This window comes from Domibacillus epiphyticus (assembly GCF_001975785.1).
Lineage (GTDB): Bacteria > Bacillota > Bacilli > Bacillales > Domibacillaceae > Domibacillus > Domibacillus epiphyticus.
The window spans coordinates 26,810-39,401 of sequence record NZ_MSFI01000014.1 but is presented as its reverse complement, the minus strand read 5'-3'; the positions used below and the strand labels follow the sequence as shown (position 1 = coordinate 39,401).

Sequence of the window (12,592 nt, the reverse complement as noted above, 5' to 3'; positions counted from 1 at the left end):
AACGATTGTTTTATTCCTTTCCTGAGAACACGAACATCGCCTTGCTTCCGGTATCGAACTGTTTCACTTCCAGTCGGGCGTCAATCCGTTCTTTTAACTCCGGTACATGGGAAATAATTCCGACAAGTCTTCCGTCTGATTGAATATCCATAAGTGTTTCAATCGCCTGGTCAAGTGACTCAGGGTCCAGCGTTCCAAATCCTTCGTCTACAAACATCGTCTCGAGCGATACCCCTCCTGCGTAATTCTGCACCACTTCTGCAAGCCCTAAAGCTAGTGCAAGAGCTGCTTTAAAGCTTTCTCCTCCGGATAGCGTTTTTACATGCCTGCTCTGACCTGTATATTGATCAAACGCCAATAATTCAAGGCCGCTCTGTGCATTTCCTTTTGAACGCTCTACCTGTCGTAAAAGGCGGAATCTTCCATTTGTCATCCCTGCAAGGCGTGTATTCGCCGATGACAATATATCTTCCAGAAAAGATGCCAGCACATAGCGCTCGAAAGTAACTTTTAATTCGTTTTTTCCATGCGCGACATCATACAAATGCCCCGTCAGGCGATACTCTTCCTCCACGCGCAAGATTTGTTCAGATAAACGCTGAACCGCTTCCCTAAGTCGTTTTGATTCATTCACCTGAGAGGCGAGTGCAGCAGCTTTATTCGTCCATTCGCCCAACTTTAAATTTAATGAATCAATCGCGCTGTCCAGTTCATTGATATCAACACGTTCCAATTCTGCTGTCACTTTATTCAATTCGTCGATACGCATACGAATCATTTGCTGCTCTTGATCATAACGTTCAGCCGACTCCTTCATTCGTGAAAGCTCATGTACGTACGATTTGGCTTCTTCATACGCGTGTATATCAATAAAACCTAGTGCTTTAAGTCTTTCGGTTAGTGATGCGGTTGCTTCGTTTAACGACCTGTTTGACTCAATAGCCGCCTGTTCTCTCTCATTCACGACGGCAACAGCTGATTGCAAGACTGTACTCCATTCATGGAATGCGGATTGTGTTTCATTAAACAATCGCTGGTTTTGTTCCACTTGATTCTTTAATTCCTCAAATGACTGTAAAAAGACTTGAACATCGCGCATTGGCTCTGGTATCGTCTTTTTCATTTGAGCAAGTATGCTTTTGGCTTCAATTTGTTTATGATTCTCGTCAGCCTGCTTCTGTCGATTTTGTTCTACTTGTTTTAAAAGTAGTTCCTTTTCTTGTTTCTTATGTTGCAAGCTGTCCGTCAAAAGCTGTTTCTTTGAGCGGTCATTTGCTGCTGTTTCATGCTGTTTTTTCGCCTGTGCCAGTGCTTCTTCGATATCTGATCCAGATTGGCCATCAGGGATCTTTGATTTCAACTTTTCAATGTCGGTTTTCGCTGACTCTATTTTAAAACGGATGGCCGCTAATTCCCTTTCAGCATCACGTGTTTTTTTCTCAAGAGATGCTGCTTCACGCTCCGTTTGCTCGACTAACTTCAGGCTGGCGGTTGAAGATTTCTGAACTGCTGGATTTGGATGATGAATAGACCCGCAGACCGCACATGGTTTACCCGTTGTTAAATTCTCCGCCAAAATGGACGCTTGCTCTTGATATAACTCTTGTCGCAGGGTGTTTAGTTGATTTTTGGATTTTGCCCATTGCTGATCCACTTCTTTATATGTGCGTTCCGCTTTTGTTTCGTTTTCCATTAACAAAATTAGGCTTTTTTCTATACTCACTATTTCGTTATACTGCTCGAGCCGCTGCATGATTTTTTCAACAAGATGCTCCGCTTCAATGTATCTTTCACCAGCGGAATGCAGCGGTTCAAGGTCCTTTTCCAACTGTACAAGTGCCCTATTAAGTTTTTGAAGATTTTCTTCCATTTCGGTTCCATCAGCCTTCGCCTTTTCAAGCTTTTCACGGCAATTCGACTCATTCTGTATGGCTTCGTTAAATGAAAGGACAGCGTCTTTCATTGCTTCTAAGTACTGAAAGCGCTGCATAGTTTCGTCCCGTTCAGGCTGGCGATTTTGTTCTCTTTTAAACGCCGCATCTACCTGTAAAAACCTCTGGCGCGCCGACTTCTCATTTTCTACGGCTTCATTCTTTCGTTCAAGAGCTCGTTCAGCCGTTTTTTTCGCCTTACGTACACTTTCTTCGTACGAAATGAGCTTTTCCGCTTTTTCCCCGAGTTCAATGTTCTTTTTCAATTGTTGCATGGATTCCTGCTGTTTATCCAGTTGGTTCTTTATCTCGAGCGCTTGCTCCAGCCGGTCAAATTGATCGTTCAGCGCGATGCTCCGTTCACGGGCAGCGACCTGATCATCCCGCTCTTTGTTTAGATTCATCATGGTTTCCTTCATGGTGGAATACTCATCGTTCATCTGCAGAAGGTCGGCCTCAAGCTGGTCGAGTATGGCTTCTTTCGTTACATCATCCTTCTCGAGCAGCAATCTCATTTGATCAGAATAAGGCGGTATACTCTTTAAAAGTATTATTTGCTGATCAATTGCTTTTCCTGCTTCCTGCTTTAACACATCAGCTTTTTCTTTCAAACGGTCTTCGACTTGTTTATAAAAAAGCGTTTGGAAGAGTTTTTGCAGAATCTTCTCTTTATCCTGACTACTCGCCATTAGGAGCTTTTGGAACTCACCTTGCGGAATCATTAAAATCTGCCGAAACTGATTTGCTTCAAGACCGATTAATTCATTCATTTTTTCGTCGGTATCCCGTACATTAGCGGCTAGAAGAACAAGCTTTCCTTCTTCAGTCAGTTCATGAAGCTCCGCTGTCGCATTCGCCATCGTCGTTCCATCTCCACGCGCTTTCATTTTTTCCTGCTGCGGAGTTCTGCGAATGACATATTGTTTCCCTTTTAATTCAAATAAAAGTTCCACCTTCGTTGCCTGTTTTGGGTCAGCAAACTGGCTTCTCATGTCCCCTGCGCTTCGATTATCGCCGCTCGGTTTTCCGTACATGGCAAAGCTAATGGCATCAAAAATCGTGGTTTTCCCGGAACCCGTTTTCCCGGAGATCACAAACATTTTTCGATTTTCTAACAGGGAAAAATCGATTTCCTGGCGTCCTGCATATGGACCAAATGCAGTCATTGTTAATTTGACCGGTTTCATGCGTACTCACGACCTTTTTTTACATCATCCATAACAGAAGCAATATATGCTTCTTTTTCTGCTGAAAAGGAAAGGCCGGTCATCACTTCGTAAAACTCGCCAAACAATTCTAGTTCATTTTTTTGTTTCTTAAGCTCGGCCGCTGAAATAGTAGAACCCGCTTTTAATGCTGCCCTCTCAAGATGCAAAATATTTGGGAACTTCATTTTTAATTTTGCCATTGGATCAAGGATTGCGCCTTCATCTTTCAATGTTACTTTTATATAGTCATCCACTTCATCCATCTCCATTATTTCATCAAAAAAGCCTTTTATTTCTTTCATATCACGAAGAGGCGTCAACGGTTCCTGCGTAACAGACAGCTGCCCTTTCTCGTCCAATTCGATAATAGAGATACTTTTCGTATGGGATGCTTCAGAAAAAGAATACTTTAATAACGATCCAGAGTACTGTACTTTTTCATGGCGTATTGCATTCGGATTGTGAAGGTGGCCAAGAGCAGTATAATGAAATGGACTAAACAACTCTGCGCCCACATTCCCTGTACCACCGACAGATAATATTCGTTCTGAATCACTAGTTTCACCACCGGTCACAAACGAATGGCCGACTGCAACGTGAAAAGCGTTAGGATCCATTTGCTCACTTAGCCTTCCTGTCAGAACTTTCATTGCATCGTGATGTGATTGGATGGATTCATCTTCATATAAATGACGGACCACACCTGGTTCTGCGTACGGAAGACAGTGGAAATGAACCCCGTTAATGACAGGACAATACATTTCTTTTTCGAGTTTTCCTGCCAGATAAAAATGGCTCTGCCTGAACCAAGTCGAACCGAACGCAAGACGGTCAGCGCTGTCATGATTCCCTGAAATAGCGATAACCGGTACGTTCATTTCAACATTTATAGTAAATAGGACTTGATTTAATAGATTGATAGCGGAAGCAGGCGGCACGGACCGATCATATAAATCTCCCGCAATGACAAGGGCGTCAGGTTTTTCAATTTCAATAATCTTAATCAATTTTTTCAAAACGAAACGCTGGTCTTCTATCATTGAAACACCGTGTACGATTTTTCCAAGATGCCAGTCGGCCGTATGAATAAATTTCATATCTTCCACCTCTTTTCGTATATACGTTCTTATCATAACGGAACGTTTAGGAAATGAAAAGGGATGAACAGATGATCTTTTCTGTTATACTATTTTTATAGAAGAAAATCTTACGGGGGTTTGAAGTATGCTTGAAGGCTGGTTTTCTTATTTTATTGTTGTCTGGACCGTTGTCCTCGTTTCGTTATTTGCGATCGGCGGTTTTTTTATGTTCCGCAAGTTTTTAAAAAAAATGCCAAAGCAAGATGGTAGATCTGATATGGATTGGGAAGAATATTACGTAGATCGAACCCGGAAATTGTGGGGTAAAGACGAAAAAGAGATGTTAGAGGAGCTTGTCAGCCCGGTTCCAGAACTTTTCCGTGATGTCGCACGCCATAAAATTGCAGGGAAAATTGGTGAACTTGCGCTTAATGAGAAATCACGCCGAATCTCAATTGATCTCATTATCCGCGGTTATATTTTAGCCACACCGAAACGCGATCATAAATTTTTACGCAAAAAACTTGATGAAATGAACATTGATGTAGCCCCATATAGCCACTTATTTCAAAAAACTCCGCTCAAGTGAGCGGAGTTTTTAATTGTGCTGCAGCGGTTGTCTTGTTAGGCAGCTGTCTTTTTAATTTTGTATATTGGCGGTACATCGCAATGCGCCAAGGGACAATCATCGCAAAAGCTAAAATAAAAAACATGCCCCCCAGTTCACCAATATCAATTGTGGTCGACAATACAAGTTTGCCTAAAATGCGGATGATCAGCAATGACAATAAAATGATCGGAAATGCTTTAGAACGTTTTAAATAAATCGATTCATGACGAATTTCGAAATTAGACGTTTTAATTAATAAAAGGGAAAATATCATTCCAACAGCTGTTGCTTCCAATAATTCAAGTCCCGTGACCCGAAATGCCGGAAATAAGAACATAAGGGCACCTGTACTCATAAATAGCGGCGGCATAATGATTTTCTTCGCTGATGTTGGCTTTCTCGCTGCCCGCATTCTGACAATTAGTGCGCCGATGCCCATAAAAACAGCAGCCACTGATGATGCCGCAACCATCCAATCCATTCTTATCATTCCTTCAAACGTGTTAAAAACCGGTGAATCCTCCAAATAATGGCGTTAAGATCATAATGATCTTCGTCATCCAATCAAAAAAGAGGATTATACCCATAATAATCATAACATAACCGCCGATTTTTACAATCTTAGCACTATTTGAACGAATCCATTTCATCCGTCCTATGAAGAACGACAAAACAAAAAACGGAATGGCAAATCCTAGCGTATAAGCAATCATATATATCATTGCCGAATCAGGGTTCGTACTAGCTAAACTCATAACCGCCAGCAAAATGGGGCCGGTGCATGGTGTCCAGCCAGCCGCAAAAGCAAGACCTATTAATGAGGAACCAAGATAACCACTTGGACGATTTTTAAACTCCACCCGTTTTTCCGACATCATAAACCTCGGCTGCAAAATACCTGTAACTACAAGACCGAAGAAAATAATAAAAATTGCACCGAGTTGCCGTATGAGATCGTCCCACTCTTTTAATAGTTGTCCAATAAAGGATGACCCAAACCCGAGAAGGATAAAAACAAGTGAAAAACCAAGTAAGAAGAAAAGAGTATGCAGCATGCTTCGCCGCTGCAGCATTGCATTGTCATGTTTCAGTTCATTCACACTCATACCGGTAATATACGATAAAAAGGCAGGATAGAGCGGCAGACAGCACGGTGATATAAAGCTGAGGAATCCTGCGCCAAATGCCAGAAAAATATTTACATCCGTCATCTTCAACATCCTTTCCTTACTCATTGTAACAGACAAGACTATTATTCGTATTCTGAAAATACTGTGAACAGAAAAAGTCCATAAATCGACAAATATTTTTTGAAAATAAGTAAATGATTGGGTATACTAAAATTAGAGAGGTATTACAGAGTAGAAAGGAAGGTCCGCTATGAATAAAGAAACGCTGTTGTCCGCGATTGAAGAAAAGCGGACTGAACTTCTTGCCATTGCGTTTGACAACGGACTCAATTCACAGCTTGCGATCAAGTACAGCCAGGAACTGGACCGTCTATTAAATCTATATGAGGAACTTCATATTCGAAAACAAAAAAATGCTCAATTGAAATAAAAAGACGGTCTCAGCTTACTGAGGCCGTCTTTATTGATATGTACGGATCCGAACAAACAATCCACTTCAGAAAATTTATCAAACTAAATAAACTCGCTCATTTAGTTCAAATATGAACTATAAAAAAGCGGGGCCTTAAATAAGCCCCACTCTTGTTTACCTGCTGAATTGCTGATACAGCCATGCACTTTGTGAATTCATTTGACTCATTGCTTTTTCCATTGCAGTAAATTGACTCCAGTAACGATTTTCAATCCCAACTAGGCGTTCATTAAATTTTTCCATTTGCTTAGACAAACGGATCATTTCTTTGCCGATCGTGTTGTTAAATGAAAGGCTACCTGCACTTCCCGCCGTTTGACTTATTTTTTTCATGCCATCATTCACAGTGTCTAGAACCTGTTTAGCAAATCCCGTATCGGCCTTTGTAAACAACTCTTTTACTGCGTCTGCACCCTCGGTCGTGCCCAGTACGCTACGAAGCTTGTCTACATCTAGTGTTAGTTTCCCGTTTTCATGATATGAACCTTTGACCGAAATGCCAATTTTAGATAAAGTATCGAAGTTTGCATTTGAAGCTCCTTCGAGAGGGCCTGTCAGCTCAGAACGCATCTCATTCACTATACCGCGTAATATAGGGTCATTTTTCAGCATCCCGCTTCTCGCTTTCTCATCCCAGCGTTCTGCTTGTTTGTCACTCATGGCATCTCTTTGATCATTCGAAAGCGGTTGATAATCACGAAAACGATCTTCGTTTAATTCTCCATGGATCGCAGCGGTTACTTCGTTATATGTATCCACAAACTTCTTGATTTTATCAATTGTTCCCTCTATTTCTTCAGCTGATCCAGTTTTAAAAGTACCCTGTAATCTAAGAGGATCCACACTATCGAAAAGATTCTTCAATTTCATGTTCATTTCACGGTAATCTTCTTGTTTCCACTCTAATGCTTGCTTTTGTCTTTCCATTTTCATTAATGGAAGACGTTCAGCATCCATTAACGATTTAACAATGCTCTCTGTATCCATACCAGAAGCAATCCCGCCAAATCTAACTACCATACAATCACACCCTTCTTGTTTGCTGAATTTCATACAAACCCGTCCAAAACAGGAATATATGCCAATCTTTTCTGTTATTATATCGGATTTTATATCATAATGTTTAGTCTTATATTTTAGACTTTATGTATATCGAGGACATTCACTTCAACTACTGTACTACAAATGTACGCAATTTTAACTAGTAATACGGTTTACTAAACACCGTATATACCATAATCATTCCGCCCATACCCTTTAGGACACTACACATATGTTTATAAATCATCGTGCTCCCATAAACCAAGCTTTCCCTTCGCTGGAATAAATTCATCCAGCAATCGCATATCCTTCACTTCCCAAGCATAGCCGCCGACTCGAAAGTCACCTAAATAATAATCATTGCCTGATACGACTTGCCCATCTTCCAGTATTGCTGACGTTCCACTGTTTTCCATTACCTTTAAACAATTTTCAAGATTACATATTGCAATGATCAAGCCAGTAGGAAGTTTTTCCTTTGAGTATCCATGTTTACCGAGCAGCAGCTGGATGGTATCATGGCTGCTAGCCTCCTTATCCATTTTTTTACTCGTGTGAATCGCCAGTGTCCCTCTATAACTTGTTCTCCATGATCTTGTCTCATATTTGGCCTCCCTATGGACAAAAAGGCTTGCCCAAGGCTGAATCATTGATAAAACCTTCATTAAGCCCGCCTCCCCTCTGACTTTATTCTTTAAGAGTTTATTTTTTCTATAGAGTGTCCAGATAGAAAAATATTATGAGGAGTTTAACCAATCCACCAGATAAATAAAACATCTAACTCATTTAATGCTAATAAATTGTTAATCTTCCTGATTTTAGTTTTACTAAATCGTTGAAATATTAATTCGATTGTCAAAATAAAAACCACCTCCCTTGTTCATTTTTCAACAAGAAAAGGTGGTTGTTGTTATTTTCATAAGAAATAAACCAGACTGACATGAAAATAGTGATGAATGTTTAACCTTATACGATATCTAAACAAATGAAGAATAGATTAAAACAGCAAAAATTCCGTTCAAACCCTTACGCAGCAGGGACTTATTTATCCTGCTGCTTGTTCATTTGTGCCATCATTTGATTAATTTTCTTTTGTGATGGTTTCATTCCCATTTGCATCATCATCATACGCAGCATTGATACAGTGAGGTTTAGCCATCTAAGAAAATGCCTTATTCTATTATTGGAAAATATACCATGAGTTTAGCATCCATGTAAACAATTAATAGTTAATTCTCTTCAAAAGTGATTAAATTTCCTAACTTGCTACACGTTCAGCCGTAAGGATTAATAAGCCCCTCTTTGTGTTATTCACATTGTTTATTTTGTATGTATCGCCTGTTGGGCTGATTTCAGCATTGAGAATAAACTTTTCACGGTTTACTTCATTATCCTGCACAGTTACATAAATTTCATTATCCAGTACACGTAACTGTGTACCGTCATCAATAGATGATTTCTTATTGTCAATGATAGCCGGAATAAAAATAGGTTCACCTATAACAGTTTCCATAACTGGCCTACCGTCTTCGTCATACATTGGGTTCCCGCTTGCATCTAATTTTTGCCTAGTTATAGTTTCTCCTGCCACTTCAATCATAAAATTACAGTGACGAATAAGCGTCTTATATTTACAATGACGTTTAATATTTGTTTCAGTTAAAGACAAATATGACCCCTGCTCATAAATAATTAAATCCCCTTGTGACACAAGAAATTCAGTATGTAAATGACGTTCTTCATTTTCGGATAATGGAGGATTCGTAATAATGGCACGTTGATCTATTCCATTAACCTGAATTGTATCAGATAAGCCCTCAAATAAAAATGTCGTATCAAATTGCATTGCTGCACCTCCTTAGTTATCAAATAGCATGAACACACTTGATTCATTAGCCGATTGGATATTTTGTTTCATCGTTCTTACTTTCCGTTCCAACTGGTCAATACGTGACTGAATACTGTCAGCAAAATCTGACACCGTCATATCATCTAATTTGACTGATTTCATGAGCGTTGGATTATTGGCAACGGATTCTAATATAGATAATGCTGCTTGATAAATTTGAACTTTATTTGATTCATTATAAGGCATATATTCAACAGTAGGATTCAGCCCCACTTCTTCAAGGTAAATAGATAGTTCATTTTGTGATAAGATGATACCTTTCGTTTCCAGTTCTATGCGTTGTATATTGTTCAATTAAATCATTCCTTTCTAAATTTGAGCATAAAAAATACACCCTCAATTGAAGGGTGTTAAAGTTCGTGTCTAAAAGTATTATTGTTTTTACACTTTGGACAATTAACTGTCGCTTCTATTAAACCCTTATCAACGAAAGAAACTTTTATTTCTTTCATATCAGTAAATCTCACACTTGGTGGATTTCCATTAAAAATATTCCCGTTCCATCTAATTAATGAGTCACAATTAAAACATTCATGACTTCCTTGAATTTGTTTCATTTTTTCCACCTCCCTTATGCCTACTCAATTCGACACAGAAAAGGATAATCCTTCTAAAAATGATAGTTATTTCTATCAATTTTGAATGGTCACTAATATTCCATCTTCAAAATACAAATATTGATAATTAGGATATACCCACTGTTCTCCAGTACCGTTTGCGGAAACTGTTCGGTTAATATCTTTAGGTTTGCCCCATCTTTCTAAAACTTCGGCTTGTGTCATGCCTATATAAACTTTCTTTGCTTCCTGTTCCGTAATTTCTTTTTCAGTTTCTTCTATCTTCCATTCTTCTTGCATTTTTTTAAACCGATCTTCTGCAATAGCAGTTTTAATTTCTGAAATTCTATCAACTTCTTGTTGTAGATATTCCAATTCAGAAGGATTTACTGTATTTCCCTCTGAATCTTTAATGTAGATGACTTCATGTATTTTCAAGTAATCATTTAAAAGGATTAAGCCATTTGCATAGCCAATAAAGTGACACGGAGTAGATGTATCATATTTATCTGCTGGCGCTTCACTGCATAGAAATTTATATGGGATTTCTTTTTCTTCAAATTCTTGTATAAAATTCGTTTCATAATCCCCTTTTTTTAGTCCTTCTAAATTTGATAATACTTCAACGGTATAATTGTTTTCTTCAATAACCTTAATTATATTGTACTGTGTTTCAGCAAGAGTTATTCCTTCTGGAATAACTACATCGGGTTGCTCCCTTAATTCTTGTAATTCCAATTCTTCTTTAAAAACTTCTGTTTCAGTTGAAATATCATTTTCTTCAACTTGTTCCTTACTTTCTACTTCAATTGCTTTATCATTTGAGCAGCCAATTAAAGATAGGGAGGACAGCAGTAGATATGATATTGATCTCTTTAACATTAATTCCCCTCCTTTTGTCTACTATTTTCGATACAAGGAAAGGGAATCCTTCAAATAATGAAATTATCTCCTTTTATTATTCACTTTTTTCGCTTGTCTTCTTTCAAATACTTTTTTAATTTCTAGATTTGCTTTTTCTTTCTGTTCTTCTTTGATTTTTTCAATTCTGTAAGAAATGTAATCAAAGAGCAAGATAGATTTCAATGCTGCTTCTTGGCTAACAGGCCCTTTATATCCTCCATGTGCAAATCCATGTCTACTTACATCTGTTTCAATCTTTCTACCATGCGCAAATTTAACTAAAACTACTGTATCGTAGTATTTGTATATTTGATCGTCAAAAGAGAAATTTGATGTTTCTCTATTCAACAAATTTTTTAAAAAGATTTCATTTACTATCCCACTTGTTTGTCCTCTGTAACCAAAACCATCGGCAAGAACACCTTCGGATTGTCCTAAAATTACTGCTGGGATAACCTCATACATGCCCAGATTATATGCTTTGATTACATTTCTCAGTGTAGGGAGACGATCCTGTAAGAATATTCTTTCCTCCCACTCCACTCCCATCTCTTGAATCCTTTTACTGTCATAGAATCTAACCATAAATTCATTTATATACTCTTCTACTACTGTACGGTCACTTCGACATTGTTGAGCAATCATTCTCATTTGTTTTATACTAAGGGAAGTATGAGGGGGATAATTCATCTTAACCATTTCCACTTTAAAAACTCTTAAGTCTTCCTCTGTTTCTGCTATACTTCTTTGTATATTGTCATATTCCTCTAAAATTTCTATTGGTTTAATGAATTGATTTAATGCACTGTCTACGAGGTCAATTGTCGTTTGGATTTCTATCGGTTTAATAAGTTGATTTAATGCACTATCTAACAGGTCGCTTGTCGCTTGAATTTGTTTAAGTATCTCAGCAGTATCAGAAAATATTTCTGTTTCATCGCTCATTTAAAGTTTCCTCTCGTGAAAATACTAATTTATCTAATTTCTCCATATCCATCTCTCTTTCATTTTCTATAATTATACAATATAATTAATAAGAGGGGGAATTGGAAATGATTGAAATAGCCGGTGTCTTTTCAGTAAAAGTAGAAGTTGATTATCACGACTATGAACAAACAGTTCATTCAGCATTGCAGCCACATATTGAATCTGGCCTAGTGGTTAAAATCTTAAAGATTTCAAGACCATCTTTAGGATTCAATAATGAGTTGACCTCTATTGCTGATTGTATTTACAAACTTACTTTGGAAGAGGTAGAACACTTTACAGCCGATAGTGATTATTTAGGAATTGTATCAGATACATTAAGATCACGAATTAGTTGGCGCGTATTTTCTCCCACTGTTTATACTTCCAATAAAATAGAAAAAGAGGAAGAGAAAATAAAGCACATCAGCAATTATTATGAAGCCATCATTGATGAGTACGATAATGACTAATTTTTTTCGTGGGTGTGTAAAATGAGATGTTAGGTGATCTATTTTCCAATTAGGGGTATCGTATCGCTCTGTATCATTCATTATTCTGTATAATATATTCACATGTACATATCAATCGACTTCCTAGAACATACATTATGTAAACTTATAATGATCATGATCCCTTGATATATAAGCGTTTATCGCCTATTCATCGACTTATGATAATTACCCGACCACCTATATTTTTCACAAACTTTATGCAATATAACTTAATAACATTGATATATAGCCATTTACCAATGTATATTGATTGTGAATTAAAATGCAGTCA

Annotated in this window: 14 protein-coding genes and 1 pseudogene; 3 read left to right on the top strand and 12 right to left on the bottom strand. The window is 38.0% G+C overall.

Annotated features, from left to right (window positions below; genetic code table 11):
- Positions 1-10: 10 nt before the first annotated feature.
- Both BTO28_RS09820 and BTO28_RS09815 read right to left on the bottom strand, forming a co-directional pair.
- The gene (locus tag BTO28_RS09820; protein ID WP_076765776.1) at positions 11-3,118 is read right to left on the bottom strand and encodes an AAA family ATPase; all 3,108 of its coding nucleotides are present in this window, start codon (positions 3,116-3,118) and stop codon (positions 11-13) included.
- Positions 3,115-4,236, bottom strand: coding sequence for an exonuclease SbcCD subunit D (locus BTO28_RS09815; RefSeq protein ID WP_076765774.1), 1,122 nt, complete (start codon positions 4,234-4,236; stop codon positions 3,115-3,117). Before BTO28_RS09815 ends, BTO28_RS09820 begins: the two co-directional genes overlap by 4 nt.
- Before the next feature lie 127 nt (positions 4,237-4,363).
- Between BTO28_RS09815 and BTO28_RS09810 the strand changes: the two genes are divergently transcribed.
- Positions 4,364-4,807, top strand: coding sequence for a DUF2621 domain-containing protein (locus BTO28_RS09810; RefSeq protein WP_076765772.1), 444 nt, complete (start codon positions 4,364-4,366; stop codon positions 4,805-4,807).
- On the opposite strand, the gene BTO28_RS09805 is transcribed toward BTO28_RS09810, so the two are convergent.
- Positions 4,800-5,300 (bottom strand): CcdC family protein, encoded by a 501-nt coding sequence (locus BTO28_RS09805; protein WP_408606655.1) that lies wholly within the window; start codon positions 5,298-5,300, stop codon positions 4,800-4,802. The two genes, BTO28_RS09810 and BTO28_RS09805, sit on opposite strands and share 8 nt — an antisense overlap.
- Before the next feature lie 31 nt (positions 5,301-5,331).
- On the bottom strand, positions 5,332-6,039 hold the full coding sequence (locus tag BTO28_RS09800) for a cytochrome c biogenesis CcdA family protein (RefSeq protein WP_076765769.1): 708 nt from the start codon (positions 6,037-6,039) through the stop codon (positions 5,332-5,334).
- Between the two features lie 169 nt (positions 6,040-6,208).
- Between BTO28_RS09800 and BTO28_RS09795 the strand changes: the two genes are divergently transcribed.
- Positions 6,209-6,388 carry an aspartyl-phosphate phosphatase Spo0E family protein gene (locus BTO28_RS09795; protein WP_076765767.1) on the top strand — a complete coding sequence of 60 codons (180 nt, stop codon included), beginning with the start codon at positions 6,209-6,211 and terminating at the stop codon, positions 6,386-6,388.
- A gap of 156 nt (positions 6,389-6,544) precedes the next feature.
- Here the strand turns inward: BTO28_RS09795 and fliD are convergent, their stop codons facing one another.
- From fliD to BTO28_RS09755, 8 genes and pseudogenes are all read right to left on the bottom strand, one after another.
- Positions 6,545-7,483, bottom strand: coding sequence for a flagellar filament capping protein FliD (gene fliD, locus BTO28_RS09790; RefSeq protein WP_083711451.1), 939 nt, complete (start codon positions 7,481-7,483; stop codon positions 6,545-6,547).
- Between the two features lie 224 nt (positions 7,484-7,707).
- Complete coding sequence (locus BTO28_RS09785; RefSeq protein ID WP_076765763.1) at positions 7,708-8,136, bottom strand: ASCH domain-containing protein; 429 nt, start codon at positions 8,134-8,136, stop codon at positions 7,708-7,710.
- 376 nt (positions 8,137-8,512) lie between these two features.
- A pseudogene (locus BTO28_RS16915) lies at positions 8,513-8,608 on the bottom strand (YneF family protein); the annotation flags it as partial.
- 121 nt (positions 8,609-8,729) lie between these two features.
- Positions 8,730-9,317, bottom strand: a complete 588-nt coding sequence (locus tag BTO28_RS09775; protein WP_076765758.1) for a hypothetical protein — start codon at positions 9,315-9,317, stop codon at positions 8,730-8,732.
- 12 nt (positions 9,318-9,329) lie between these two features.
- Entirely contained in the window at positions 9,330-9,674 is a 345-nt protein-coding gene (locus BTO28_RS09770) for a hypothetical protein (RefSeq protein ID WP_076765756.1), read from the bottom strand.
- A gap of 56 nt (positions 9,675-9,730) precedes the next feature.
- Complete coding sequence (locus tag BTO28_RS09765; protein WP_076765754.1) at positions 9,731-9,937, bottom strand: hypothetical protein; 207 nt, start codon at positions 9,935-9,937, stop codon at positions 9,731-9,733.
- A gap of 75 nt (positions 9,938-10,012) precedes the next feature.
- A complete protein-coding gene (locus tag BTO28_RS09760) occupies positions 10,013-10,819 on the bottom strand; it encodes a hypothetical protein (RefSeq protein WP_076765751.1) in 807 nt (268 codons plus the stop codon).
- Positions 10,820-10,882: 63 nt separating this feature from the next.
- A complete protein-coding gene (locus BTO28_RS09755; protein ID WP_076765749.1) occupies positions 10,883-11,785 on the bottom strand; it encodes a hypothetical protein in 903 nt (300 codons plus the stop codon).
- Positions 11,786-11,892: 107 nt separating this feature from the next.
- On the opposite strand from BTO28_RS09755, the gene BTO28_RS09750 reads away from it, so the two are divergent.
- Entirely contained in the window at positions 11,893-12,279 is a 387-nt protein-coding gene (locus BTO28_RS09750) for a hypothetical protein (protein ID WP_076765747.1), read from the top strand.
- Positions 12,280-12,592 lie beyond the last annotated feature (313 nt).